The sequence below is a fragment of the Actinomadura sp. GC306 genome (genome assembly GCF_004348665.1).
Lineage (GTDB): Bacteria > Actinomycetota > Actinomycetes > Streptosporangiales > Streptosporangiaceae > Spirillospora.
The window spans coordinates 1-24497 of sequence record NZ_SMKM01000043.1 but is presented as its reverse complement, the minus strand read 5'-3'; the positions used below and the strand labels follow the sequence as shown (position 1 = coordinate 24497).

Below are 24497 nucleotides of genomic sequence, written 5' to 3'. Positions count from 1 at the left end.
TGCGGAGTTCGTGTATCAGGAAAACGAGAATGATCTCTCCACCGGCGGCCTCATGTGACCCGGGCGGAATCGAGCCCCGCCGGAGGGTCAGTTCAACTTGCGGCGCTGCTTCCATTCGGCGACGACGGCCTCGACGTGTTTGCGGATGTCGTCGCTGCGGTCCGCGCTGCCGTTGATGTCACGGCACGCCTGGTCGTACTCGGCCCACAGGGCATCGTCGGCGAGGCGGAACTTTCGTTGTGTGCTGCCCGGTGTAGGCATCTCAGCCGCCCAGCTTCATGACCAGCGAGCGCAGATGAGGTGTTGCGGCGTTCTCCTGGCCACGCTTCCCCCACAGGGCGATGTGTTCGCTGACCAGCTCGGCGAGGCTCGCCCGCTCGTCGTCGCTTAGCTCGACCGTGGTGGTGGTGTCGGTCCGGCAGCCGTATGCCTTGAAGAGGATGTCTCCGACTGCCTGGATGGACGCGGGTGGCTTCCGGTTGCGCTGAGCATGCCAATCGGCACTGTTGTTGACGACGCCCCAACCGTGCAGGGCTTCGTGGTTGGTGAGTTCGAGCCTCATGGGCCGTCACCTCTCAGCGCAAGGGTGTGGCCACACCCTACGCGACCGTCCTACGAACCATCTACAACGAACATCGTCCCAGCAGGGGCGCCTCGCCGCCCACCCGATCAGCGTGCCGGCCGGGGCCACGGTGACCGCCGATGCCCGGTTGCCGGAGACGCGCAAGCTGAGCGGCAAGGTCATCGGCTCTGTGGAGCCCAACGGGTCGTCCCCACTTGTGGTCACCGTGACGCGGCTGGTGTCAGCCAGCCGGCTTCCGCCGAGTCGCCACGAGCGTGAGGACGTCACTCACGTCCTCCACGGCCATCTCGATGCGGCCGTAGACGCGCGGGGTCAGGAGCGTGGTGCCGTCGAAGTCGCCGGAGGACGCGAAGACGGCGACCGGGAGGGTCATCGATTGGAAGAACCCGAACAACGGGCGAAGGGCGTGTTCCAGGACCAGCGCGTGGTGATCCCCGCCGCCGGTCGCGGCGAGGAAGACCGGCTTGTTCGCGAGCGCGTACTGGTCGACCAGGTCGAAGAAGTGCTTGAACAGGCCGGTGTACGAGCCGCGGAACACCGGGGTGGCGGCTATGAGCAGGTCGGCTTCCTCGGCGCGGCGGAGCGCGTCCTCGACCTCGGGGGCGATGCCCTCCCTCTCGACGGCTCCGGTGAAGGCGGGTCCGAGCCGGTAGACGTCGATCCGGGAGTGCTCGACCGCGACGGCGTGGCCGGCGAGCACGCTGCTGAGCGTTTGCAGCACGACGTCGACCAGTCCGACGGTCTTGGACTTCTCGCTCGGGCTGCCGTTGACGACGACCACCCGCAGTGTCCGAGCCTCCTCCTGGGAGGGGGCGAGTCCGGTGCGCCCGCTGACGGGAGCCCGCTGGTCGCTCATGGTGGTGGTCATGCCGCCGGCTCCTTCCGGGAGCCGACCTCGCGGCGTACGACGGGGGCGACCTCGGTGCCGAGCAACTCGATCGCCTTGAGGACGTCGTCCTGCGGCATCCCGCCGAAGCCGATCTGGATCAGGGCGCGGTCCAGGCCGTAGAGCTCGTGGTAGGCCAGCAGCTTCTCGACGACCTCCTGCGGGCTGCCGACGACGAGACCAGCGTCGGGGGAGGTCTGGGCTTGGAAGGCGGCCCGCGGCATCCTGAACCCGCGGCCACGCTGGTGGTTGTTGGCCATCATGCCCTCTGCGAAGTAGGGGTACATCGTGTCGCGGGCGCCCTGGCTCGTACGTCCGACGTAGCCGTGGAGGTTGATGCTGGTGCGCAGCTTGGCGGCGTCGTGCCCGGCGTCCTGGGCGGCCTCTCGGTACAGATCGACGGTCTGCCGGTGCGACGTGATCGGCCCGAGCAGCAGCGCCATGGCCATGGGGAGGCCGAGCCGGCCGGTGCTGATGGCGGACGCGGGACTTCCCCCTACCCCGACCCAGATCGGCAGCTCCTCCTGCATCGCGCGGGGACCGACGTCGGCGGCGTCCAGTGCGGGGCGGAGCCGTCCGTTCCAGGTGATCGGGTTCTGCGCGCGGATCCGCAGGAGCAGGTCGAGCTTCTCGCGGAACAGGTCGGCGTAGTCGGCCAGGTCGTAGCCGAAGAGGGGGAAGGACTCGGTGTAGGAGCCGCGGCCCGCGATGATCTCGGCCCGGCCCCCGGAGAGCTGGTCGAGCGTGGCGAACTGTTCCCAGACCCGGACCGGGTCGTCGGAGCTGAGCACGGTGACCGCGCTGGTCAGCCTGATGTCGGTGGTGGCCTCGGCGGCCGCGGCCAGTACGACGGCGGGGGCCGAGCCGACGAAGTCGGTGCGGTGGTGCTCCCCGACGGCGAACAGGTCGAGCCCGGCCTCGTCGGCGAGCCGCGCCTGTTCGACGGTCTCCCGGGCGCGCCGGTGCGCGGAGGGAAGCGCACCGGTGGCCGGATCGGCGGTGATCTCGGCGAACGTCATGAACCCGATCTCGAAGGGGGATCGCTCGCCGGTGACGGTGGTGTTCAACGTGTTCTCCTTACGGTCTCTCGTGCGGACGCCGTTCGGCGTACGCCCTCAATAAGGTGTCTGCGCAGGCAGATATTCCACCCGGTGTACTGCCTGCGCAGACATGCGTCCCGGACGTTGAGGACGGCGGTCGCGGTACCCTGCGGAAGTGGCGACTCCGCGTCTGAGCGACCTTGAGAACGAGGCATGGCAGGGCTTCCTGTATGCCCACGACCGCATCTGGCGTGAGATCGAGGCAGGGCTGGGGCCGCTGGGCGTGAGCATGGCCGAGTACAGCGTCCTGTCCCTGCTCGGCCGGGCCGGTCGCTCCGGAATGCGGATGTCCGAGCTGGCCAGGGATCGGCTGATGTCGACCGGGGGTCTCACCCGGCTCGCCGACCGGCTGGAGCGCCGCGGGCTCATTGAGCGCCGGCGTGCGGCCGGGGACGGGCGCGGCTACGTCGCCGTGCTGACCGCCGATGGACGCAACCTCCTGCGCAAGGCATGGAAGCAGCAGCATGCCGACGTGCGCCGGCTCTTCCTCGACCGTCTCGACGACGACGACCTGCGCGACCTCACCCGGATCTGGTCACGCCTCGACCCGGAGAACGACGAGCAGGCGGGCCTGCGATGACCGAACCGGCCTCGATGCCATCGAGCGCGTGTTCTGGAACGTCGACCTGGTCGCCTTGACGGCGGCCCTACATGAGTCTTTTCTGAGACACCGGCCGGTGTATGATCATCGACCACGTGCGGCCCATGGTCCGGAGAACGCACTCATAGTGCGGCTACTTCTGTCAGGGACTGCGTCCGCCTTATTGCCGGAATCTGCTGATCCGTTCGAGAACCGAGAACGGATTGAACAATTGCATCGGCAAACCGATGAACAAGTGGGAGATGGACGATGGTGCGCCGGAACAGCACGGTACCTCGCGGTCGGAAAGAGTCCAATATCGGGTGGCTGGTCGGCGTTCTCCTCCTGGGGGTCGCGGCGGCCGGTTGTTCGGGCGAGTCCACGCAGGCGGAGCCGGTGGCCAGCGAGAGTCCAACGCAGTCCCCCCAATCCTCGTCCGCACCGCAGGGAAGCGCCGGGAGCCAGTCGTCCCCCGAGGCGGTGGTGCGCGGCTGGACCACTGCGTTGGTCACGAATCAGCTCAAGCAGGCATGCATGTCGATGGCGGTCGCACCGGACAAGAATTCGGCTCCGAGCCCCGCCACATCGGAGGCGTGCGGCTCCGGAGGGCGTGCCGCGAACATGCTCCGCCGTCTGCAGCCTTCGTTCACGCCGGCGAACTCTGGAACGTCACCCCAGGTGAAGGTGGCTGACGTAACGCCGTCCGGCGGGACGGTGACGGTGAGTGGAGATCAGATCACCGTGGACGGGCAGACCCTCACGGCGATCGTCCTCTCCAACTCCACCGGGCTGAAAAAGGAGAACATCGGGCTCGGGGTCAAGGCTGGCAACATCAGCGGGAAATGGTATGTGACCGACATCAAACTCTCTATCCGCTGAGCTTTTCGCGTGGCACGGCAGGTAAGGACCGTGCAGCACGCGCTCTCGGGTAGCGCCGCCGTTATGCCGGTCCCTTTCGCGCTTGGGCGCGCTGCCTGTCGATGAACCGCGTGGCCATCCTGTTGACGAAACTCGGCGAGAGCCGGCCGACGCGCCACGCGAGCCGAGCTTGGCGCGGTTCCACGACCATTGCCTTGTTCGCTTCGACGGCCGCCAGGATCCGCCGGGCGAGTGCGTCCGGATCGAGCGGGTGTTTGATCCCCTGGCCGTCGAGGTAGAAGTCGCGACCGCGGTAGGGGCCGATCTCGCCCTTGTCGAGGATGGGGGTGTCCACGGCCGAGGGGCAGATGACGGTGATGCCGACGCCGTGCGCGGCGGCCTCGGTCCTTAGTGCGAGGGACAGCCCGACGACGGCGTGCTTGGTGGCGACGTACGACGTCATCAGGCCCGCGGCCATGAGACCGCCCATTGAGGCCGTGTTGACGATGTGCCCGCCGTGCTGGCGGACCATCTGCGGGTACGCCGCGTGCACCCCGTGCACGACGCCGCGGATGTTGACGTCGATGATCGAGTTCCACTGGTCCAGCGTCAGGTCCTGCGTGTCGCCGAAGTAGGTGATGCCCGCGTTGTTGAACATCAGGTCGATTCGTCCGTGCGCCTCCACGACCTCGTCGACGACCTGCTGCACCTGGGCCGCTTGCGTCACGTCGACGGCCGCCGCACGCGCCGATCCCGGTCCGGTGAGGCCCATGACGGTCTTCTCCGCGGCGCCCAGGTCGAGGTCCGTGCACACTACGTCGGCGCCTGCGCGGACGAGTGCCGCGGTGAGCGAGGCTCCGATGCCCGAGCCGCCGCCTGTGACGATCGCGGACCTGCTTGCGAGGCTCATGCGAACGCCTTCTCCACGAGGCCGGCGAGATCCGGGTAGCGCATCAGGTGGGCGCCGCCGTTGATGTCGAGGGTCTCGCCGGTGACCCAGGCCGCGTCGTCCGACAGCAGGTAGCGCACGGACGCGGCGATCTCCGCCGGGTTTCCCGGTCGGCCGAGCGGTGTGTTGGCTACGTACTCGTCCTTGACCCCGGGTATGTCCATCGCCGGCGCCGTCAGCGGCGTGACGACCAGGCCGGGCGCCACCGCGTTGACGCGCACACGGCGTGGCGCGAGCTCCAGCGCGGTGACCTCCGTGAGCGCCACGACGCCGGCCTTCGCGGCGCAGTAGGCGGCCAGGCCGGTGCCGGGCTGGCGGGCGTTGAGGGAGGTCAGCGACACCAGTGCGCCGCCGTCGGCGACCCGGCGTCCGGCGTGCTTGAGGACGAGGAACGCGCCGGTGAGGCAGACGTCGACGATCCGGCGCCACTCCGCGGCGTCGTGGTCGACGACTCGCGAGAGCGTGCTCGTGCCGGCGCAGTTGACCACGCCGTGGAAGCGTCCGTGCTCGGCGGCGACGCCCTCGAAGAGCGCCTCCACTCCTCCCTCGTCGGTCACGTCGACCTCGACGTCGGCGGCCGTGCCGGGGAGGTCGGCGACCACCACGGTGTCGCCCTGCGACCGCAGCAGTGCGGCCGTCGCCGCTCCGAGGCCGGACCCGCCCCCCACCACCACGATCGTGCGCTGCTCACTCATCCGCCACCATCCTGACGCCCGTCGGTATCTGTTGACACGTGTCAATCGCCGTCCTAACGTGACGGGCGTCACAGCGGATTGTCAAGCAGATGCCGAGGAGTAGCCGATGAGTGGTCCGACGGTCGCCGTGATCGGTGCCGGCATCAGCGGGCTGACGATGAGCAAGATGCTGGAGGACTACGGGCTGGATTACGTCACGTTCGAGTCCTCGGACCGCGTCGGCGGCAACTGGGCCTTCGGCAACCCCAACGGGCACAGCAGCGCCTATCGCTCGCTGCACATCGACACCTCGAAGCACCAGCTGTCCTTCAAGGACTTCCCGATGCCGGAGGACTATCCCGACTTCCCGCACCACACCCAGATCAAGGACTACCTCGACAGCTACGCCGACGCGTTCGACATCCGGCGCCGGATCGAGTTCGAGAACGGCGTCGTGCACGCCGAGCGGCACCCCGACGGCGGCTGGCTGCTGGAGACCGAGCGCACCGGCGTACGCCGCTTCGACGTGCTCCTGGTGGCCAACGGCCACCACTGGGACCCGCGCTTCGCCGACAAGCCGGGAGAGTTCACCGGCCTGACGATGCACTCGCACGCCTACATCGACCCGCGGACGCCGCACGACCTGACGGGCAAGCGGATCCTGGTCATCGGGCTGGGCAACAGCGCCGCCGACATCGCGGTCGAGCTCTCCAGCAAGACGCTCGGCAACGAGGTCGTCATCTCGACGCGGTCCAGCGCGTGGATCGTGCCGAAGTACTTCGCCGGAACGCCGGCCGACAAGTACTACAGGACGTCCCCGTACATCCCGTTCGCGTGGCAGCGCAAGTTCGTGCAGGTGCTGCAGCCGCTGACCGCCGGCCGCCCGACCGACTACGGCCTGCCCGAGCCCAACCACAAGTTCTTCGAGGCGCACCCGACGCAGTCGGTCGAGCTGCCGCTGCGGCTCGGCTCCGGCGACCTGCGGGCCAAGGGCGACATCGAGCGCTGGGACGGTCCTACCGTCCACTTCGCCGACGGCACCGCCGAGGACTTCGACGTCGTCGTCCACGCCACCGGCTACAACATCACCTTCCCGTTCTTCGACCCCGACTTCATCAGCGCGCCCGAGAACCACATCCGCCTCTACAAGCGGATCTTCAAGCCGGGCATGGACGACCTCGCGTTCATCGGGTTCGCCCAGGCGACGCCGACGCTGTTCCCGTTCGTCGAGTGCCAGACCCGGCTGGTCGCGGCCTGGCTCGTCGGCCGCTACGCGCCGCCGCCGGTCGCCGAGATGGAACGGGTGATCGACGAGGACCAGCAGAAGTACACCGCCCACATGGTGCAGCGGCCGCGGCACACCCAGCAGCTCGACTACTTCCTCTACGAGCACGACCTGCGCACCCGCGAGATCCCCGCGGGCATGGAGCGGGCCCGGCGGCAGCGGGCGCGGCGGCCCGCGGAGGCGCGCGGGTGAGCGAGGAGCGCGCCTGGGCGCGGCTGGTCGACCGCCGCAGCGTCAACCGCGGCGACCAGCGCCGCGCGGCCCTGCTCCAGGCCCTCGACGAGCTGCTGCGCGAGCAGACCCTCGACCAGGTCAACGTCGCGGAGATCTCGCGGCGGGCCGGCGTCACCCGCTCGGCGTTCTATTTCTACTTCGAGAGCAAGGCCGCCGCGGTCCTGGCCCTGATGGCCGACCTGTACGACGCCGCGTCGGAGGCGACCGACCTGCTGGTCAAGGCGGAGGGCGATCCCGGCGAGCGGATCCGGCACGTCCTCGACTCGCTCTTCGACTCCGTGGACGCCTCGCCGCACACCTACCGCGCCCTGCTCGAAGCGAGGGCCGCGAACCCGCAGGTCCGGGTGGCCTGGGACGCGGGCCGCGCCGAGTTCGCGGGCATGGTCGCGGAGATGATCGAACGGGAGCGGGCCGCCGGGCACGCGACCGGCGGTCCGGACGCCGCGGGCCTGGCCGCCGTACTCCTCGACCTGAACGACCACGCCCTCGAACGCCATGCACTCGGCGGTGAGCCACCGCGCGAGCACCACGTCGACGCGCTCACGCACATCTGGGTGACCAGCATCTACGGAGGCACCGCATGACCCCCTTCGACTTCCCCTCGGCCGGTGTGCGCTGCGCCGCCACGCACCACGCCGCCACGCACCCCGCCGGCGCGGACGGCGCGCCCGTCGTGGTGCTCGGCCACGGCCTCGCCGGCACCCAGGACTCCGGCCTCCGGCCGTTCGCCGAGGCGTTCGCGGCGGCGGGCTTCCACGCCGTCACCTTCGACTACCGCGGCTTCGGCGCGAGCGACACCGCCGCCGGCGCCCCGCGCCAGCGCGTGTCCGTCGCCGACCAGGTCGCCGACTGGCACGCCGCCGTCGAGGCGGCGAAGCGCCTTCCGGGTGTCGACGCCGAACGGGTCGTGCTCTGGGGCGTCTCGCTCGCGGGCGGCCACGTCGTCTCCGTCGCCGCCGCGCGTGCCGACGTCGCGGCGGTCGTCTCCGCGGTGCCGCTCGTCGACGGGCTCGCCGCCGCGCGGCTCGCCGCCAAGCACCACCGCCCGGCCCAGCTCCTCGCCTCCACCGGCCGCGGCATCGCTTCGGCCGTACGGCGCAAGGCCGGCCGTGCGCCGACGATGATCCCGGTCGTGGCCCGTCCCGGGGAGCCCGGCGCGCTGACCCTGCCCGGCGCCTACGAGGACTACCACGCGCTCGCGGGCCCGACCTGGCGCAACGAGATCGCCGCCGACGTCGTGCTGGAGCTCGGCGGCCGGACGCCCGCCAAGGACGCGAAGTCGCTGCGGGTCCCGTGGCTGGTGCAGATCTGCGACTTCGACAGGAGCGCACCGCCGTACGCCGCGGCGAAGGCGGCCTTCGCCGGCCGCGCCGAGGTGCGGCACTACCCCGGCGACCACTTCGACCTCTTCGCCGGCAAGCCCTTCCACGAGGCCGCCACCCGCCACGCCGTGGCGTTCCTGAGCCGCCACCTGACTGTTCCCTCCGCTCCCTCCGCCGCCGCCTCGCCTACCTCGCCCACCGCGACCGCATCGGAGCCGTCCCGTGCCTGACACCGTCCAGGCCCTCCTCCTCCGGCACGCCGAGCGGGACACGCCCGGCCTGAAGTACGGCGACCGGGTGTGGAGCTGGCGCGACTACCTCGGCGAGAGCGCCGCCCGTGCGCACGTGCTGCACGCGATGGCCGACCCGGGCCGGCCGGTCCACGTCGGCGTGCTGATGCAGAACAGCCCCGAGATGGCGATGGCGATCGCGGCGGGTGCGCTCGGCGGGCACGTGACCGCCGGCATCAACACCACCCGGCGCGGCGAGAGTCTCGCGGCCGACGTACGCCGGGCCGACTGCCAGATCCTGCTGACCGATCATCGGCACCTGGCCCTTCTCGCCGGGCTCGACCTCGGCGGCGCGACGGTGGTCGACACCGACGACGCCGACTGGCCCACGCGGGTGGCCGGCGCCCCGCGCGGCACCGCCGGGTTCCCGGCGGTCGGCGCGATGGACACCTTCATGCTGATCTTCACCTCCGGCACCAGCGGGGAGCCGAAGGCCGTGCAGGTCGCCAACTTCATGGCGGTGATGTCGGGGGCGACGCTCGCCGACAAGTTCGACCTGACGCCCGAGGACATCGTCTACTCCTCGATGCCCATGTTCCACAGCAACGCCATCCTCGCCGGATACGCCGTCCACGCCCACTCCGGCGCAGCTCTGGCGCCGGCCCAGTTCAGCGCGAGCCGGTTCCTCAGCGACCTGCGCCACTACGGTGCGACCTACCTCAACTACGTCGGCAAGCCGCTCGCCTACCTGCTCGCGACGCCGGAACAGCCCGACGACCGGGACAATCCACTACGTGTCGCGTTCGGCAACGAGGCGAGCGACCGCGACATCGAGGAGTTCGCCCGTCGCTTCGACTGCACCGTGTGGGACGGCTTCGGCTCCACCGAGACCGCGGTCATCATCACCCGCACCGACGACACGCCGGCCGGCTCCATCGGGCAGCCGTTCGACGGCGTCGCCGTCTACGACCGCGGCACCCGCACCGAGTGCCCGCGCGCCGTCTTCGACGACCTGGGCCGGGTGACCAACCTGGACGAGGCGGTCGGCGAACTGGTCAACACCACCGGGGCCGGGTTCTTCGCCGGCTACTACAACGACGAACAGGCGACCGCCGAGCGGCTCGATGGGGGCATGTACTGGTCCGGCGACCTCGCCTACCGGGACGAAGCAGGCTTCATTTACCTGGCGGGTCGCACCGACGACTGGCTGCGCGTCGACGGCGAGAACCTCGCGGCGGCGCCGATCGAACGGATACTGCTGCGCAACGACGCGGTCAGCCAAGCCGCGGTGTACGGCATACCGGACCCCAACGCCCCGGGCGACCAGCTCATGTGCGCGCTGGTACTGCGCGACGGCGCCACCCTCACGCCCGTCGATCTCCAGGAGTTCCTGACCGCCCAGCCGGACCTGTCGCCGAAGGCATGGCCGAAATACGTCCGAATCGCCACCGAGCTGCCGAGCACGGCGACGAACAAGGTCCTCAAACGCAAGCTCCGGGCTCAAGGCACCGACACCACAGACACACTATTCACGCGCAGCGACCGAGACCTCGTCTATCACCCGAAGCCCTAGAGGGTGTCTGAAATCCACAGCCTACGTCCGCGGGACGGATGAAAACCTGACGCATGGTGTCAGGTTTTGGAGCGACCATGGGTTCACCGGTCGCGCCGATGTGAGCGCGGACCGAGCCCTACGGATGGACAAGGAACGGCATGCGCGAAACGCGGGAAGAACTCGAAGAGCTGCAGGCCCTGCTGGACGCGTCTCTGTCCCGCTCCTCCTCGCACCTTCGGTCGATCATCAGCACCGAGAGCACACTGACCGCGGAGCAGCTCACCGGGGTCCTCACCGGCATGTGCACCCTGGCCCTGTCCACGGTGACGGCGAAGGGCGAACCGCGGATCAGCGGCGTGGACGGGCACTTCCTGCACGGCAAGTGGCACTTCGGCACGGCGCGCGGTGCCGTCAAGGCCCGCCACCTGGCCGCCCGCCCGGCCGTCAGCGCCGCGCACATGCGCGGTGAGGACCTGGGCGTGTTCACGCACGGCACGGTGGAGATCCTCAACCCCCGGCACGGCGAGCCGGCCGCGGACTGGCCGGACCTGCTCGCGTACCTCAAGGATTTCTACGGCGACGACTCCTTCGACTGGGACGAGGAGGTGGTCTACTACCGGCTGCATCCGCACTGGATGAGCGTCTACGCATCCGATATCGCCAAGCTCATTGAGGCGCCCCGGCCCTGATTCGCAGCACGGGCCATATCGGGACGACCACGGCGGAGCTCCCACGGCCGGCGCACCTCCGTCATCGAGGATGGTCTCGTCCTCGGGGAAATCGATGGGAGCCGACCCGCGATCTGCTCCGGGCTCCATGATCTGCCCCGGCGCAGGTCCTTGTGGTGTCCATGACGCGGTCCGATCCAGGTGACCCGCGGGCCGGGGCCTTGCCGCCGCCGGGCGTGGAGAACACGCCGGCAAGCCGGTCCTCGACATAGTCGCGCAACCGATCGTTGGCGGCCAGCCTGCACTGCCTGGGACGGCGGGTGGCCCGGTCGGCGTGCCACTGCGCGACCGAAGCCCGATAGTCCGACCGTCCGCCACCGGGCGCGGCGTTGCGCCGCAACTCCCGCGAGATCGTCGGCGGCGCCCGGCCCAGATAACACGGCAGGACCATGAAACCCACGGGCAGTCTCCGTGGCAGCACGGCGGCAGCAGGCGTGCAAGGCGCGTCTTCCCGTTCCCTCGCTCCGGATGCATAATGTTGCGTGCTATATATTGCATACCCCCCCGATGGTGAGCGGAGAGTCGCCGGATGTCACTTGATGGTTTTGAGCGTTATCCGCTGCTGTTCGGGCCCAGCCCGATCCATGCGCTGGAGTCGTTGAGCGAGCATCTCGGCGGTGCCCGCATTTGGGCCAAGCGCGAGGACTGCAACAGTGGGCTGGCGTTCGGCGGGAACAAGACGCGCAAGCTCGAGTACCTGGTTCCCGACGCGCTCGCTCAGGGAGCGGACACCCTTGTCAGCATCGGCGGGGTGCAGTCCAACCACACCCGGCAGGTGGCGGCGGTGGCGGCGAAGGCCGGGATGAAGGCGGTGCTCGTCCAGGAGAGCTGGGTGGAGTGGCCGGACGCCGTCAACGACAAGGTCGGCAACATCCTGCTGTCGCGGATCCTGGGTGCGGACGTGCGGCTGGTCCAGGCCGAGTTCGGGATCGGGTTCAAGGACAGCTGGCAGCAGGCGCTGGAGGACGTGCGCGCGTCCGGTGGCGCGCCCTACGCGATCCCCGCGGGGGCCTCCGACCATCGGCTGGGCGGCCTGGGCTTCGCCAATTGGGCCTATGAGGTGCAGGAACAGGAGCGGGAGCTGGGGGTCTTCTTCGACACGATCGTGGTGTGCAGTGTCACCGGCAGCACCCAGGCGGGAATGATCGCGGGGTTCGCGGGCCAGGACCGGCCCCGCCGCGTCCTCGGCATCGACGCCTCCGCCAAGCCCGCCGAGACCCGCACGCAGGTGGCGAAGATCGCCCGTGCCACCGCCGAGTTGATCGGCCTGGGACGGGACCTGCACGATGACGAGATCACCGTCCTGGAGGGCTGGGCCGGTGGCCGCTACGGCATCCCGGTCGACTCCACCCTCCGGGCCATCCGGCTCACCGCCCGGCTGGAAGGCATGATCCTCGACCCGGTGTACGAGGGAAAGTCGATGGCCGCCCTCATCGACCTGGTCCACAACGGTGAGATCCCCAGGAACTCCAACGTCCTGTTCGCCCAGCTGGGAGGACAGCCGGCCATCAACGCCTATAGCGGCCTGTTCGGCTGACCGCAGTGGACCGGCCGATCCGACAGGTCGGATCGGCCGGTGCGGTCAGTCGGAGAGGCCGCCGAGCTTGAAAGCCCGGATGATACGGACGACGCGCTCGCCTTGGGCGGCGGGCGGCCTTGCGGGCGCCGTCGTCGATCGAGCCGGTACCCCGTCCCAACCCGGTGTGGTAGCTGGTGCCGTACGGATCTCCAGCCACGCTTGACCGCGTCGGTGTAGCCGGACGGCCCGTTCCTGGCCGGCGGCGCGATCGGCACCCTCTACCGCCGTTCCCCGACGAGGACCGACCTCGTCGAGACCCTCTTCGCCGAGAGTTTCAGGGCTTGGCGTGCCGCGGCGGAGAAGGCGGACCCTCAGGAGTCGCGGTCGGCGGCGTCCTGTGTGGTCAGGGTGCCGATGAGAGCGGTCAGCGTTTCCCAGTTGGCGCGGATGGCGGCCGCCGCGCCCTCCACGTCGCCGGCCTCGCAGAGCGCGATGATCCGGTCGTGCTGCTCGACCGACTCCCGGCCGGTCAGGGACGAGAAGCGCAGTCGTTCCAGGCGCCGCAGCATCGGCATGAACTGTTCGAGGACGTCGCGCAGGGCGTCGTTGGCGCTGGCGGTGACCAGCACGCCGTGGAATTCGTCGTCGGCGGTGATGGCGGCGTCGGCGTCCTCGCTCTGGAGGGCGTCGGCGAAGCGCGCGTTGGCCTCGCGCATGGCCTTGAGTTCGGCGGGTGAGAGGTTGGGCAGCGCCTCGCGGACGGCGAGTTCGTGCATGGCGGCCGTGACCGACTTGGCGTTGCGGAGGGCGCGGACGTCCAGCGGGCTCACGATGGTGTAGCGGCCCGGCTTCGTCTGGACGAGGCCGGCGTGCTCCAGGCGGGCCAGCGCCTCGCGGACGGGGGTGCGGCTCACGCCCAGCCATTCGACCAGGTCGGCGTCGTTGAGCCGCTCGCCGGGGGCGAGGGTGCCGTCGACGATGGCGTCCCGGATCGCCCGGTAGGCGTCATCGCGCAGCAGTGACCGTGAAACGAGCCCGCGACCTCGTGGAACCGGCATGCAACATACTGCACCAGCCGGTCCGGCGAATGTCAAACTCCAACAACCCTAGGAGAATCCGACATGCGGTGTGTAATATATTGCATGTAAGACGTTGTTAGCTTGTACATCGGGTCGGGACAGGCCCGCCCGAGAGCGGAAGGACGTACACCATGAACCTCGACCTGCTCCGCAAGCCCACGGTCGTGCTCGTGCACGGCGCGTTCGCCGACTCCTCCAGCTGGAACGGCGTGATCGAGAGGCTCAGACGCGACGGTTACCCGGTGCTCGCAGCAGCCAACCCCCTCCGCGGCCTACAGGAGGACGCCGCCTACGTGCGCAGCGTCCTGGACAGCGTCTCCGGTCCCATCGTGCTCGCCGGTCACTCCTACGGCGGATCGGTGATGAGTGAGGCCGCCGACGGCCACCCGAACGTCAAGGCCCTGGTCTACATCTCCAGCTTCCAGCTGGAGGTGGGGGAGAGCACCGCCGACCTGGCCAACAAGTTCCCCGGCAACGAACTCGGCGCCGCGCTGCGCCCCGTGCCCTTCCCGCTGCCCGGCGGTGGCACGGGCAACGACCTCTACATCGAGAACGAGGAGTTCCGCCGGGTGTTCGCGGCCGACGTCCCGCGGAAGGAGACCGAGCTGATGGCGGCCACGCAGCGGCCCATCACCGAGGCCGCGCTCCAGGGCAAGGCGACCAGGGCCGCTTGGAAGAGCATCCCGTCCTGGCACCTGATCGCCCGGCAGGACCTCGCGATCCCGCCGGAGTCGATGCGGTTCATGGCCAAGCGGGCGGGCGCGCAGATCGTCGAGGTCGACGCCTCGCACGCCGTCGCGGTCTCCGAACCGGGCGCCGTCGCCGACGTGATCGACAAGGTCGGCCGCACCGTCACCAAGTGACACAGGGGCCGTCCCGCCGGCCGGTACAGCGCACGAACCGGCCGACGGGACGCCACAGGGGAAGCCGCGTGCCGCCCGTCCCCGACCCGTAGTCCACCACGCACAACCATCCCCCCATGTGGTCTTCGACGGCGCTGTCCTCTTCGACGCCGCTCTCCTGGTCGCCACCCTCGCCATCTGCTGCCTGGATTGACCCTCTCCCCGCGGGAGAGCCCAAGGTCAGAAGCAAGACTCCGATACCGAACAGGAGAAGACCCATGACGACCACCGACACCACTCCGGAGCTCATCCAGCGTTACTTCGAGCTCGCCTCCGGACGGGACGACGAGGCCTACGTCGCCCTGTTCGCCGCCGACGCCCTCGTCGAGGACGAGGGCAAGGAGTACGCGGGCATCGACGCCATCCGCGCCTGGCGCAGCGGGGTTCCCCGGGTCGAGCACACGATCACCAGTGTCGAGCCGACCGGCGAGGGAATGACCGTGACTTGCACGATCGCGGGTGATTTCCCGGGCAGCCCCGTGGCTGGCCTGAGGTTCCACTTCGAAAAGTTCGATGACGACCACATACAGGTCCTGCGCATCCGAATCTGAAAGGAAGTACTGCGATGGCGACCATCACGGTCGGGCAAGAGAACAGCACGAACATCGACCTCTACTACGAGGACCACGGCACGGGGCAACCCGTGGTGCTCATCCACGGCTACCCGCTTGACGGCAACAGTTGGGAGTTGCAGTCCCGCGTACTGCTCGAGGCCGGCTACCGGGTCATCACCTACGACCGTCGTGGTTTCGGCGGCTCGAGCAAAGTCACCACCGGCTACGGCTACGACACCTTCGCCGCTGACCTGAACACGCTGCTGGAGACCCTCGACCTGCGCGAGGTCATCCTGGTGGGCTTCTCCATGGGCACCGGCGAACTCGCCCGGTACGTGCGCAACCACGGGCACGAGCGGGTCGCCGGGCTGGCCTTCCTCGCCCCGCTCGAACCGTACCTGGTACAAGCCGACGACAACCCCGAGGGCGTGCCCCGGAACGTGTTCGACGGCATCATCCAAGCCGCCCGCACCGACCGCTACGCATGGTTCACTCAGTTCTTCGCCGACTTCTACAATCTCGAGGAGAACCTGGGCTCACGGATCAGCCAGGAGGCGGTCACCGCCAGCTGGAACACCGCGACACGGTCGGCCCCAGTGGCGGCCTACGCCGTCGTGCCCACCTGGATCGAGGACTTCCGTCCTGACGTCGAGGCTGTTCGCGCGGCCGCCAAGCCGACGCTCATCCTGCACGGCACCAAGGACAACATCCTGCCCATCGACGCGACCGGGCGCCGGTTCCGCGGACTGGTGCCCAAGGCCGAGTACGTCGAGATCGACGGAGCGCCGCACGGCCTCCTGTGGACGCACGCCGACCAGGTGAACCAGGCACTGCTCCAGTTCGTGACCAAGTCCACCTGATCCCTGGCGCTGACGGGTGGGGACGAATGGCATCGTCCCTACCCGTTCGTCGTCGCAGACCCTGGACCGGGCAGCGTGTCGGCGCCGGACAAGGTCACGGTGCCAGCGCATCACCGTGTCCGGGCGCACCAGCAGCCGCATCCGGAGCAGCGCCTCCGGTGACAGGCGGCGCAGCAGCGCCGCCAGGAACGCCCGGTCGGGCGCGGTGCACCGGACTCTCTTCCCGCCCAGCTGGTGGCCGTCACCTTCGCGGCCCTCCGCCTGCTCCCGATGACTGATCAGGAGGCATCTGGCCGGGACTCGGGTGCCGTTCATCGCTTCGGACCGGGCGCTGGCGGCGCTGCTGAGCCCGTTGCCTCGCGGTGTACTGCGCCGGACGCGGCTCCCGGTGCGGCCGGACACACGGTGCTGCGTCGGCACCGTGACCTGATCGCCGGTCGGCGCGCTTGCCGCTCGAAACCCAAGCGGATAAGCCGTCCGCTAAATCCGGGCTCTCGTCCTCCGCCTGGTGCAGGAGAACCTGAGCTGGGGCCACCGGCGGGCGCACGGCGCGTTGCTGGTGCTCGGCATCAAGGTGGCGCCTTCCACTGTCTGGGAGTTCCTCAACGACGCCGGCGTCGATCAGGTGCCTGAGCGTTCCGCCGCAAGGCACTCCAGGTTCGGCCGCCCGGTCTGAGCTCCGTCCTAACGGTCGTCTCAGCTTCGCTCAGTAGGAAGCAGGCATCAGATCAGCGAAGTGACCCGTATGTAGGAGGAGGCCGTGATGGCAGTCGACGGAGCGCCGTCCGGGAAAGCGCCGGCCGGTCGGTTGGCCGGTCGGTGGGTGCCCTGGTTGGTGATCGGCCTGTGGATGGTGCTGGCGGCGTTCATGGTGCCGCTGAGCGGAAAGTTGAGCTCGGTCACCACCGACAGCGCCGCGGACACCCTGCCGGCCAGTGCCGAGTCCACCAAAGTGGCGATGCTGGAGGACAGTCTCTCTGGCGGTGACGACAACACGTTCGTCTTCGTGTACCACCGCGCCGGCGGCATGACCGACGCCGACCGCGCGACGGTCGAGCGCCACTACAACACCCTTGCCAAGCAGTACCCGCCGAAGGTCGCAGCCCCGGCCGGCGGCGAGGACGAGGGCCCACCGACGAGATCCTCCACCGACGGCAAGGCGATGATGTTCACCCTCTCGGTGAGCACGACCTACGGCGAACCGGAGGCCATCGTCGGCCCGTTGCGTGACGCCGCGAAGGACCGCCCCGCCGGCCTGGAACTCGACGTGACCGGCCCGGCCGCGATCGACGGCGACATGGACGCCGTCTTCGACGGCATCGACCTGCAGGTCCTCCTCACCACGGTCGCCGTCGTCACGCTCCTGCTCATCCTCACCTACCGCAGCCCGGTGCTGTGGTTGATCCCGCTGGTGGCCGTGGGTGCGGCCGCACTTACCGCGATGGCGACCGTCTACCTGCTCGTCAAGGGCTTCGGCATCGTGGTCAACAGCCAGAACTCGGCGCTGCTGACCATCCTGGTATTCGGCGTCGGCACGGACTACGCGCTGTTGCTCATCTCCCGGTACCGGGAGACGCTGCACCACCACGAGAACGTCCGGGTCGCGATGGTCCACGCGCTGCGCAGCGCGGCGCCGGCCATCGTCGCGTCCGCGGCCACCGTGGTCGCCGGCCTGCTCTGCCTGCTCGTCGCGGACCTGAACAGCACCAGCGGGCTGGGCCCGATCGGTGCGGCCGGCATCCTGTGCGCGCTGGTGGCCATGCTGACGCTGTTCCCGGCGGTGCTCGTGGTGCTCGGCAGGCGGATCTTCTGGCCGGCCATCCCGCGGTTCAGCACGGCCGTGGAGGAGAAGCCGGGGCTGTGGGGACGGCTCGGCACCGCCATCAACCGTCGCCGGTGGGTTGCGACGCTCGGCTCGTTCGCGATCCTCGGCATGCTCGCCATCGGGTTGGCGGGCAACACCGGCGCCCTGCGGGAGCAGGACCAGTTCCTGTCCGCGCCGGAGTCGGTCACCGGCTTCACCGTTCTCGGCCGGCACTTCCCGGAGTTCGGCGGCCAGCCGATGACGATCTTGACGCGGGCGGCGCACCAGGAGCGGGTGCTCGACGTCGTCAGGGACACCAGCGGTGTGGCCATGGCCATTCCGGAGGAGACCGGCGGTGGCTGGGTCGGCATCTCCGCGTTCCCGACGGACGCGCCGGGAACCACCGCAGAGTACGACACGATCAAGCGGGTGCGCGCCGCCGTGCACGCGGTGAGCGGGGCGGAGGCGATCGTCGGCGGGCCGAGTGCGGAGAACCTCGACACCGAGGTGACCACCACCCGCGATGAGAAGCTGGTGATCCCGCTGGTGCTCGCCGTCGTCCTGATCATCCTCGGTTTGCTGCTGCGCGCGATCGTGGCCCCGCTGATCCTGATGGCCACCGTGATCGTCTCTTTCGCCGCGGCCTTCGGCGGCAGCGTGTTCGTCTTCGACACGATCCTCGGGTTCAAGGGCATCGACTATTCGGTGCCGCTGCTGGCGTTCCTGTTCCTTGTGGCGCTCGGCGTCGACTACAACATCTTCCTGACCAGCCGGGCCCGAGAGGAGACCGTGCGTCTCGGCACCAGAAAGGGCATGCTCAAAGCCCTCTCCGCGACCGGCGGCGTCATCACCTCGGCAGGCGTGGTCCTGGCGGCCACGTTCGCGGTCCTCGCCACACTTCCGCTGGTGATGCTGATCGAGGTCGGGTTCCTGGTCGCCTTCGGCGTGCTGCTCGACGCCCTGCTGGTGCGGTCGGTCCTGGTGCCCGCCCTCACCCTGCTGATCGGCCGGCGGATCTGGTGGCCGAGCCGGCTGTCCCGTCCAGCGGCGGAGCCGCCGGACGGTCGGCAGTCGCTCGCCGACGACGAGGAGCCCTCGCTGCAGCGGTGAGCGCGGCGGCACAGACGAGATCCGGGACGGGGGCTCAGCCCCGTCCCGGATCCTTTTCATGGGCCCGAAGGCCGCCGCCCTTCCGTCGGCGGGGGCGCGGCCGGAAGGACGACCCGAAGCAGCGCGCCACCGCGTGCGGAGCGGGCGACGGTGGCCCGGCCGCCGTGGGCGTCGACGACCCGCTGCACGATCGACAGCCCCAGACCGGATCCCGGCAGCGCCCGGGCGCTGCCGGCACGGTAGAACCGGTCGAACACCCGCGGTACGTCGGCGGCGTCGATGCCCGGCCCGGCGTCGTCGACCTCGAGCACCGCCGACGCGCCCTCGGCACGGAGCCGGACCTGGACCGGCTGGTCAGCGGGGGACCACTTGCCGGCGTTGTCGATGAGGTTGAGCACCGCCCGCTGGAGCGCGGCTGGACGCCCGCTCACCCACACGGAGGCCACGTCGAGCGCGACCTCGATGTCGGGCACGCGGGAACGCGCCCGGGTCGCGGCGGCCGCCACCACGTCGGCGAGGTCGAGCAGCTCGGTGCTCTCGTCGCTGACGTCACCGCGCGCCAGGTCGGTCAGCTCGGCGGCGAGGGTGCTCAACTCGGCCACCTGGGCGCCGAGATCGTTGAGCAGCCGGGTCCGGCTCTCCGTCGGCAGCGCGCTGTCCAGGGTGCCGCGCCGATCGAGCCTGATCAGCAGCTCGACGTTGAGGCGCAGGCTGGTGAGCGGGGTCTTGAGCTCGTGGGCGGCGTCCTCGGCGAGCAGCCGCTGGGCCCGCCGGGAGTCCCGGAGCGCGGCGAGCATGTCGTTGATCGACTGGATCAGCCGCCGGATCTCCCCACCGCCCTCGTCCGGGATGTCGGCGTCGAGGTCCCGGGTGTGCGCGACACGTACCGCGGCGGTGGTCAGCCGGTCGATCGGTGCCAGCCCGGCCCGCGCCACGGCACGCCCGACGAGGGCGCCGCCGACCACGCAGAGCAGCCCGATCAGCAGCATGCCCAGCCCGAACCGGGTGATCGGGCTGTCGTCGTCGGTAGCGCGGGCCACCTGGACCGCGCCGCCGCCCGCCCGCAGCGTGTAGATGAGGTAGCCGCCGCTGTCGTCGGACTCCATCAGATCGGCCGACGCGCCCTGCGCCACGCGCCCGGCGCGCTCGCTGACCGGGGGCAGCGCGGGTTGGCCGGGCGGCGTCCGGGTCGAGCCGTCGGGCAGGACGACCCGCACCAGCCGACCGGATCCGGGATACGGCGGCAGCCGGAGCTGCGCCGGACCGGCGTGTTCCGCGCTCGCCGCCAGGACGCGGGAGTCGGCGCGCAGCTGATCCTCGGCGGTGTCCTGCAGCTCCGAGTTCAGTAGCTCGATGCCCACCTGGAAGGCCACGAACACGCTGGCCGCGATGGCCGTCGCCGCGATCACCGTCAGCCTGGTCCGCAGGGACCGCCGGCGCCACCATCGGGTCAGCCGGCGCGGTTCCCTGCCGGCGGGCCTGCTCACGGAGGAGTCTCTCGCAACGTGTACCCCAGGCCGCGCAGCGTGTAAATCAATCGCGGCTCCCCTTCGGCCTCCATCTTGCGGCGCAGGTAGCTCACGTATACCTGGAGGTTGTTGGCGGTGGCGCTCATGTCGAAGCCCCAGACCGCCTCGAACAGCGCGTCGCGGGTCAAGACCCGGGTCGCGTTGCGCACGAGGACCTCCAGGAGGGAGAACTCGGTCCGGGTCAGGCGCAGCGGCCGCCCGCCCCGCCACACCTCGAACCTGTCGGGATCGAGCCGGACGTCGGCGAACGACAGGATCTGCGACTCCCCGCCGGGCGGCGTGCGCCGGCGCAGCAGGGCCCGCACCCGGGCCAGCAACTCCTCGGTGGCGAACGGCTTGGGCAGGTAGTCGTCGGCGCCCGCGTCCAGCCCCGCGACCCGGTCGCAGACCTGGTCACGGGCGGTCAGCATCAGCACCGGAAGATCCCGGCCCGCGGCCCGCAACCGCCGGCAGGTCTCCAACCCGCCGAGGCGGGGCATCATCACGTCGAGAATCAGCAGATCCAGCGTGTCGCCGCCGGCCCCACCGACCCCGTCGAGCACGGCGAGACCGTTCGCGACGGTGCTGGTGTCGTAGCCCTCGACCTGGAGCACCCGCTCCAGCGACTCACGGATGGCCCTCTCATCATCCGCGATCATGATCCGCACCCCGGCCCGCCCCCTCCAGTCGATGCATTTTCCGCTCATTGTCCCCGGTCAACCTGAGAGCAGTATTAACGCGTCGCTGGGAACCGCGCTTTCTCACGGATACCTAGAAAACGGAACCTGCCGTCGGCTCATGAGCAGGGGGAGGACCAGGACCAGCATCACACCCGGCAACCGGACAGTCGTGCCTGTACGCATATCCAGCCCCGAACCACCGCAGTCGCAACCGGACGCTTGACCTGAGACCTGCACTACGCCGGCGCCCTGCCGGTAGATGACGCGGCCCCGGTCACCCGCGGCTCTGCATCACAAGCTGCGAGCTGGAGAGGACGTCTCAGCGCGCCCCCGACACGTCGACAGGACGTCCGTCTGGGGCGTTGTCGAACAACAAGCACGAGCGCCATGAGGAGCGAGAGCACGGCCGGCTGCGGTACCTGTAGTGCTCCGGAATTCGATCTTCGTAAGCGTCAAGTGGCGGCCGCCAGTCGGGCGTCGAAAACTGCTATCTCGTTGTAGTGCCGGCGGGTCTGGATGCAACGGAAGAGGTCGAGACGGGGTGATGATCCACATGCGACGGATTGGGAGAGCGGGGGCCATCTTGACCCGGGCTGGAGGCGCGCGCTTTCACCGTCGCGCTCTTGATCGCGACTGCTCCTCAGGATCGCCTTGGCGAGAAGCGCTCGATGGTGCCGCTGCGCCGAGATGCGAGCCTGCGGACTCGCGCTCGTGGAGGTGCGTTGCTGACTGCTCTGGTGGGTCTGGCCGTCGATTCTGCGGGCGACATGACCGGCTTGAGGGGGAAGAGTATCCGGCTTCGAGGGGCTACCAGGGTGATGCAGGGCCCGATCGAGCCGCCGAGCCGCTATCGAGCTGCCACGGGACGAACCGGGACATGCTGGGCCGCGGCAAGCCGGGACGATCTCGTGTTTGCCCTGGTCAGGGGTGGTGGGTCGCGTGGGACTCGAACCCACAGCCTACGGATTAAAAGTCCGAAATTGTCGTGTCGGAACGGGTTCGGCAGTGTCATTGTATGCCGAATCGTCCGCGTCCCGCCCGATTCCTCTGCCGTCCAATGTTACTGCATGCCGATTCGTTTCATAACTGCCGAGCCGACAACGAGCCGCCATGGGACCGTTGGTGATCTCATGGCTTGCTCGGCGGCGGCCTCGCCCGACCGGCACCTTGTGGCAGTTGCCGAGCGAGCCCACCCGCCACTTCGCCAAGGCGTTCTTAAGACGCCTTCCTCACGGGAGCCAGCTGCTGGGCCAGGCGTGCGCTCGGCCCGCCTGGCGATCAGGGACGAGGGCGCCCCGACCTGGCTGGCCTACAACGTCTATGGCAATCCGGCCACGTTCGTCTCGTGACGGGACATAATCGCCGCATGGGTGACGAGAGCAGTGAAGCGCCCGCCGTTGGCGACGTGAAGTTCGCCGACTCCGGTGACGTCGTCGTGTTCGATGGCGATAAATGGCTTCCCATTCGCGAACTGCCAGCAGAGGGCCCGGTCGTGTTCCGGGACGAACAGGCCGGTCCGTAATGGCGCTCGGGCAATCCCCGGCCGCTGAATCCCCCGTCGCCGCCGCGGTCACCGATCTGAGGACGACCGCCAAGTGGACGATCGCGGCGTTCGCCGGCGTCGGGGTCCTGTTGCTGGGCGGCACTCCCGTCGCCGCCGTTAGCAAGATCAACGACATGGGGGACGCGGCCGCAGTGTTCGCCGGGCTGGCCCTCGGGCTGCTGGGCGTGGGCTGGGCCGTCTGGCAGACCAGCGAGGCCATTACGCCGCGCATCACGCTGCTGAGCCAGCTCGACGCCCCTGGCGCCGCGGCGCTCAGAGCGGCGATCGCCAGAGATCCGGCGGCTTTCTACGGCCCTTTTCCACCGAGTCCCGATCAGTTGCGCTCCGCGCGGGTCCTGCATCAGACGGCGGCAGCCAACCTCGCGGCAGCCGCGGCGCGCGAGGACGACGAACGCAAGCGCAGCATCCTCGAACAGGCGCGCGCCGATGCCCAGGCCAACGCCGCGCTGGCGGAGCGGGTCGAGGGCCGGCTCCTGGAACTCATCCACGCGACCCAGGTGCATGCGGCGGTCCGGCGGGCACGGCTCCATACGGCCGCCGCCGCCATCACGATAGCGGTCGGTGCCGTTCTCGTCCTGACCGCGACCAGTGACAACAAGCCGGAGAAGCCTCCGCCAGGGCCCGCCAAGACGGGGACAGTCACCTTGCCGATCTTGCCGGACGGCCTGAAGCGGAGTCCACCGAATTCGGTGAAGTCCTTTAAAGCAGCGTGATCTTGGCTAGCAGGGGAGGAGCATCACCGCGATGGCAGCACCAGGTAAATACCCCAAGGAAGTCCGTGACCGGGTTGTGCGGCTGTCGCTGGAGTCCGACCGGTCGACCGCTCAGATCGCCGCCGATCTAAGCATCCACCGTGAGGCCCTGTGCACCTGGGGCCGCGAAGCCGAGACCGACGTCGGCCAGCGGTCTGAGCAGCTGACCACCGCCGAGCGCGAAGACCTCAAGCGGCTGCGCGAAGGAAAACAGCGAGCTAAATCGGAACCACGATATCTCGAGGGCCGCGTCCAAGCATTTCGCCGCCGAGCTTGGCCAGCCCCGGACGAAGTAGTCGCGGTGCTTGACCATCTGCGTGACCGCTTCGGCGCGCGTGCCGGTGCTTCAGGTTCTGAACCTGTGCCTGGCTACCTACTGCGGCCGAAGGCGTTGGCTACCGTCTGCCCGCGCGCAGCGCGACGCGCGCGGCCCATGCTGGATCCAGTACTCCGGAGTCTGGATGGCGTTTCCGAAAGGAAGGAGCGGGTTGCGTGGGATGGTTGAAGCGCGAGCCGCGGGACATTGAGGCGGGGGATACCGTTCCCTGTGTGTTCCAGGGTTCTTGTGATGTGTGCAACGTCAATCTTGGTCGGACAGCGGACTACTACATCAGGACCAGCGATGTCGTGTTGTCTGAGGCGTTTTGGCGACGCAGTTTCGCGATGAGTAAGCGATTGCAGGACGATCTCAACTTTGGCGAATCGCAACAGTTAGTCATGTTCGACAGTGCCGTATCCCAGGTAGGAGCGCAGCGGTCCCCATGGGGTATCTGTCAGGATTGCAGCGAGCTGTTTGCCATTGCCGACCGGGATATGGCGCGGTCATGTGCGGTCCTGGGTATTGAGCCGGAAGGGTCAGGGCCGGTTGAACCAGCTGAGTTCGTCCAGTTCGCTGCCTCAGCCTGGGAGCACATATTCGGTCGCTGGCCAGCGACGGTACGGCAGCCGTTCGCTGGCGACTCTTGTGATTTGTGTGCGAAGAAGATCTATAACGGTGAAATGATTGGCCACGTTAAGAAGGAAGTGCTGGAGCAGTATCGAACGATGGGGACAATGAGGTTTTGTCAGCGACTTTCAGCTGATCCGGCGGTGCTCGAAGAGCGTGAGGACATGCGCGGAGCGGACGAGGTCGCCAATTCTGCCGGGGCTCAGCGTGGTGTGCTTGAGTGCGGTCCAGCGTT

At 69.1% G+C, this 24497-nt stretch carries 26 protein-coding genes and 1 pseudogene; 17 read left to right on the top strand and 10 right to left on the bottom strand.

Going from position 1 to position 24497, the window contains the following annotated elements; translation table 11 throughout:
* Positions 1 to 87 precede the first annotated feature (87 nt).
* The 4 genes from E1200_RS33595 to E1200_RS09295 form a co-directional block, all read right to left on the bottom strand.
* Positions 88 to 261 (bottom strand): hypothetical protein, encoded by a 174-nt coding sequence (locus tag E1200_RS33595; RefSeq protein ID WP_165950257.1) that lies wholly within the window; start codon positions 259 to 261, stop codon positions 88 to 90.
* A 1-nt stretch (position 262) separates the two neighbouring features.
* Complete coding sequence (locus E1200_RS09305; protein ID WP_131951416.1) at positions 263 to 562, bottom strand: hypothetical protein; 300 nt, start codon at positions 560 to 562, stop codon at positions 263 to 265.
* 241 nt (positions 563 to 803) lie between these two features.
* Positions 804 to 1451, bottom strand: coding sequence for an NAD(P)H-dependent oxidoreductase (locus E1200_RS09300; RefSeq protein ID WP_207933259.1), 648 nt, complete (start codon positions 1449 to 1451; stop codon positions 804 to 806).
* Positions 1448 to 2536, bottom strand: a complete 1089-nt coding sequence (locus tag E1200_RS09295) for an LLM class flavin-dependent oxidoreductase (RefSeq protein WP_207933258.1) — start codon at positions 2534 to 2536, stop codon at positions 1448 to 1450. Before E1200_RS09295 ends, E1200_RS09300 begins: the two co-directional genes overlap by 4 nt.
* Positions 2537 to 2684: 148 nt before the next feature.
* Between E1200_RS09295 and E1200_RS09290 the strand changes: the two genes are divergently transcribed.
* Both E1200_RS09290 and E1200_RS09285 read left to right on the top strand, forming a co-directional pair.
* The gene (locus E1200_RS09290; protein WP_207933257.1) at positions 2685 to 3149 is read left to right on the top strand and encodes a MarR family transcriptional regulator; all 465 of its coding nucleotides are present in this window, start codon (positions 2685 to 2687) and stop codon (positions 3147 to 3149) included.
* Between the two features lie 270 nt (positions 3150 to 3419).
* Positions 3420 to 4028 carry a hypothetical protein gene (locus E1200_RS09285; RefSeq protein WP_131951415.1) on the top strand — a complete coding sequence of 203 codons (609 nt, stop codon included), beginning with the start codon at positions 3420 to 3422 and terminating at the stop codon, positions 4026 to 4028.
* A 61-nt stretch (positions 4029 to 4089) separates the two neighbouring features.
* Here the strand turns inward: E1200_RS09285 and E1200_RS09280 are convergent, their stop codons facing one another.
* Together E1200_RS09280 and E1200_RS09275 are read right to left on the bottom strand one after the other, a co-directional pair.
* Entirely contained in the window at positions 4090 to 4917 is an 828-nt protein-coding gene (locus tag E1200_RS09280; protein WP_131951414.1) for an SDR family oxidoreductase, read from the bottom strand.
* Positions 4914 to 5651, bottom strand: coding sequence for an SDR family oxidoreductase (locus E1200_RS09275; protein WP_131951413.1), 738 nt, complete (start codon positions 5649 to 5651; stop codon positions 4914 to 4916). Before E1200_RS09275 ends, E1200_RS09280 begins: the two co-directional genes overlap by 4 nt.
* 106 nt (positions 5652 to 5757) lie before the next feature.
* Between E1200_RS09275 and E1200_RS09270 the strand changes: the two genes are divergently transcribed.
* The 5 genes from E1200_RS09270 to E1200_RS09250 all read left to right on the top strand — a co-directional run bounded on the left by E1200_RS09270 (position 5758) and on the right by E1200_RS09250 (position 10945).
* Positions 5758 to 7107, top strand: a complete 1350-nt coding sequence (locus E1200_RS09270) for an NAD(P)-binding domain-containing protein (RefSeq protein WP_131951412.1) — start codon at positions 5758 to 5760, stop codon at positions 7105 to 7107.
* Complete coding sequence (locus E1200_RS09265) at positions 7104 to 7733, top strand: TetR/AcrR family transcriptional regulator (RefSeq protein ID WP_131951411.1); 630 nt, start codon at positions 7104 to 7106, stop codon at positions 7731 to 7733. The genes E1200_RS09270 and E1200_RS09265 overlap by 4 nt, the downstream gene beginning before the upstream one ends.
* A complete protein-coding gene (locus tag E1200_RS09260) occupies positions 7730 to 8701 on the top strand; it encodes an alpha/beta fold hydrolase (RefSeq protein WP_131951410.1) in 972 nt (323 codons plus the stop codon). The genes E1200_RS09265 and E1200_RS09260 overlap by 4 nt, the downstream gene beginning before the upstream one ends.
* Positions 8694 to 10274, top strand: a complete 1581-nt coding sequence (gene fadD1, locus E1200_RS09255; protein WP_131951409.1) for a fatty-acid--CoA ligase FadD1 — start codon at positions 8694 to 8696, stop codon at positions 10272 to 10274. Before E1200_RS09260 ends, fadD1 begins: the two co-directional genes overlap by 8 nt.
* A gap of 140 nt (positions 10275 to 10414) precedes the next feature.
* Complete coding sequence (locus E1200_RS09250; protein ID WP_131951408.1) at positions 10415 to 10945, top strand: pyridoxamine 5'-phosphate oxidase family protein; 531 nt, start codon at positions 10415 to 10417, stop codon at positions 10943 to 10945.
* A 226-nt stretch (positions 10946 to 11171) separates the two neighbouring features.
* On the opposite strand, the pseudogene E1200_RS34735 reads toward E1200_RS09250, so the two are convergent.
* Positions 11172 to 11357 (bottom strand): annotated as a pseudogene (locus tag E1200_RS34735) (IS30 family transposase); the annotation flags it as partial.
* Between the two features lie 156 nt (positions 11358 to 11513).
* Here E1200_RS34735 and E1200_RS09245 point away from each other — a divergent pair.
* Positions 11514 to 12521, top strand: coding sequence for a 1-aminocyclopropane-1-carboxylate deaminase (locus tag E1200_RS09245; RefSeq protein ID WP_131951407.1), 1008 nt, complete (start codon positions 11514 to 11516; stop codon positions 12519 to 12521).
* 353 nt (positions 12522 to 12874) lie between these two features.
* Here E1200_RS09245 and E1200_RS09240 read toward each other — a convergent pair whose 3' ends face one another.
* Positions 12875 to 13561, bottom strand: a complete 687-nt coding sequence (locus tag E1200_RS09240; RefSeq protein ID WP_131951406.1) for a GntR family transcriptional regulator — start codon at positions 13559 to 13561, stop codon at positions 12875 to 12877.
* Between the two features lie 152 nt (positions 13562 to 13713).
* Here E1200_RS09240 and E1200_RS09235 point away from each other — a divergent pair, with 152 nt between their 5' ends.
* The 5 genes from E1200_RS09235 to E1200_RS09210 all read left to right on the top strand — a co-directional run bounded on the left by E1200_RS09235 (position 13714) and on the right by E1200_RS09210 (position 18812).
* Positions 13714 to 14445 (top strand): alpha/beta hydrolase, encoded by a 732-nt coding sequence (locus E1200_RS09235; RefSeq protein WP_131951405.1) that lies wholly within the window; start codon positions 13714 to 13716, stop codon positions 14443 to 14445.
* Between the two features lie 257 nt (positions 14446 to 14702).
* Positions 14703 to 15035: a nuclear transport factor 2 family protein gene (locus E1200_RS09230; RefSeq protein ID WP_131951404.1), complete on the top strand. Its 333-nt coding sequence runs from the start codon at positions 14703 to 14705 to the stop codon at positions 15033 to 15035.
* Between the two features lie 14 nt (positions 15036 to 15049).
* Positions 15050 to 15898: an alpha/beta hydrolase gene (locus tag E1200_RS09225; RefSeq protein WP_131951403.1), complete on the top strand. Its 849-nt coding sequence runs from the start codon at positions 15050 to 15052 to the stop codon at positions 15896 to 15898.
* A 508-nt stretch (positions 15899 to 16406) separates the two neighbouring features.
* Positions 16407 to 16574 carry a hypothetical protein gene (locus E1200_RS33590; protein ID WP_165950256.1) on the top strand — a complete coding sequence of 56 codons (168 nt, stop codon included), beginning with the start codon at positions 16407 to 16409 and terminating at the stop codon, positions 16572 to 16574.
* 147 nt (positions 16575 to 16721) lie between these two features.
* Positions 16722 to 18812 carry an MMPL family transporter gene (locus E1200_RS09210; protein WP_207933256.1) on the top strand — a complete coding sequence of 697 codons (2091 nt, stop codon included), beginning with the start codon at positions 16722 to 16724 and terminating at the stop codon, positions 18810 to 18812.
* A 56-nt stretch (positions 18813 to 18868) separates the two neighbouring features.
* Here E1200_RS09210 and E1200_RS09205 read toward each other — a convergent pair whose 3' ends face one another.
* Positions 18869 to 20299 carry a HAMP domain-containing sensor histidine kinase gene (locus E1200_RS09205; protein WP_131951401.1) on the bottom strand — a complete coding sequence of 477 codons (1431 nt, stop codon included), beginning with the start codon at positions 20297 to 20299 and terminating at the stop codon, positions 18869 to 18871.
* Entirely contained in the window at positions 20296 to 20988 is a 693-nt protein-coding gene (locus tag E1200_RS09200) for a response regulator transcription factor (protein WP_131951421.1), read from the bottom strand. Before E1200_RS09200 ends, E1200_RS09205 begins: the two co-directional genes overlap by 4 nt.
* Positions 20989 to 22366: 1378 nt before the next feature.
* Here E1200_RS09200 and E1200_RS33585 point away from each other — a divergent pair.
* The 4 genes from E1200_RS33585 to E1200_RS33580 all read left to right on the top strand — a co-directional run.
* The gene (locus E1200_RS33585; protein ID WP_165950255.1) at positions 22367 to 22522 is read left to right on the top strand and encodes a hypothetical protein; all 156 of its coding nucleotides are present in this window, start codon (positions 22367 to 22369) and stop codon (positions 22520 to 22522) included.
* Positions 22522 to 23277 (top strand): hypothetical protein, encoded by a 756-nt coding sequence (locus E1200_RS09195; RefSeq protein ID WP_131951400.1) that lies wholly within the window; start codon positions 22522 to 22524, stop codon positions 23275 to 23277. The genes E1200_RS33585 and E1200_RS09195 overlap by 1 nt, the downstream gene beginning before the upstream one ends.
* A 31-nt stretch (positions 23278 to 23308) precedes the next feature.
* Positions 23309 to 23821, top strand: coding sequence for a transposase (locus tag E1200_RS09190; RefSeq protein WP_131951399.1), 513 nt, complete (start codon positions 23309 to 23311; stop codon positions 23819 to 23821).
* On the top strand, positions 23809 to 24497 hold a 689-nt coding region (locus tag E1200_RS33580), incomplete at its 3' end, for a hypothetical protein (RefSeq protein WP_165950254.1). The genes E1200_RS09190 and E1200_RS33580, both read left to right, overlap by 13 nt.

Bases quoted from the DNA above. Each gene is read 5' to 3' on its own strand.
- E1200_RS09225 (WP_131951403.1), top strand. From the start codon at position 15,050: ATGGCGACCATCACGGTCGGGCAAGAGAACAGCACGAACATCGACCTC.
- E1200_RS09195 (WP_131951400.1), top strand. From the start codon at position 22,522: ATGGCGCTCGGGCAATCCCCGGCCGCTGAATCCCCCGTCGCCGCCGCG.
- E1200_RS09280 (WP_131951414.1), bottom strand. From the start codon at position 4,917: ATGAGCCTCGCAAGCAGGTCCGCGATCGTCACAGGCGGCGGCTCGGGC.
- E1200_RS33595 (WP_165950257.1), bottom strand. From the start codon at position 261: ATGCCTACACCGGGCAGCACACAACGAAAGTTCCGCCTCGCCGACGAT.
- E1200_RS09240 (WP_131951406.1), bottom strand. From the start codon at position 13,561: ATGCCGGTTCCACGAGGTCGCGGGCTCGTTTCACGGTCACTGCTGCGC.
- E1200_RS09305 (WP_131951416.1), bottom strand. From the start codon at position 562: ATGAGGCTCGAACTCACCAACCACGAAGCCCTGCACGGTTGGGGCGTC.
- E1200_RS09285 (WP_131951415.1), top strand. From the start codon at position 3,420: ATGGTGCGCCGGAACAGCACGGTACCTCGCGGTCGGAAAGAGTCCAAT.
- E1200_RS09275 (WP_131951413.1), bottom strand. From the start codon at position 5,651: ATGAGTGAGCAGCGCACGATCGTGGTGGTGGGGGGCGGGTCCGGCCTC.
- E1200_RS09245 (WP_131951407.1), top strand. From the start codon at position 11,514: ATGTCACTTGATGGTTTTGAGCGTTATCCGCTGCTGTTCGGGCCCAGC.
- E1200_RS09300 (WP_207933259.1), bottom strand. From the start codon at position 1,451: ATGACCACCACCATGAGCGACCAGCGGGCTCCCGTCAGCGGGCGCACC.
- E1200_RS09250 (WP_131951408.1), top strand. From the start codon at position 10,415: ATGCGCGAAACGCGGGAAGAACTCGAAGAGCTGCAGGCCCTGCTGGAC.
- E1200_RS33585 (WP_165950255.1), top strand. From the start codon at position 22,367: ATGGGTGACGAGAGCAGTGAAGCGCCCGCCGTTGGCGACGTGAAGTTC.
- E1200_RS09190 (WP_131951399.1), top strand. From the start codon at position 23,309: ATGGCAGCACCAGGTAAATACCCCAAGGAAGTCCGTGACCGGGTTGTG.
- E1200_RS09260 (WP_131951410.1), top strand. From the start codon at position 7,730: ATGACCCCCTTCGACTTCCCCTCGGCCGGTGTGCGCTGCGCCGCCACG.
- E1200_RS09270 (WP_131951412.1), top strand. From the start codon at position 5,758: ATGAGTGGTCCGACGGTCGCCGTGATCGGTGCCGGCATCAGCGGGCTG.
- E1200_RS09230 (WP_131951404.1), top strand. From the start codon at position 14,703: ATGACGACCACCGACACCACTCCGGAGCTCATCCAGCGTTACTTCGAG.
- E1200_RS09235 (WP_131951405.1), top strand. From the start codon at position 13,714: ATGAACCTCGACCTGCTCCGCAAGCCCACGGTCGTGCTCGTGCACGGC.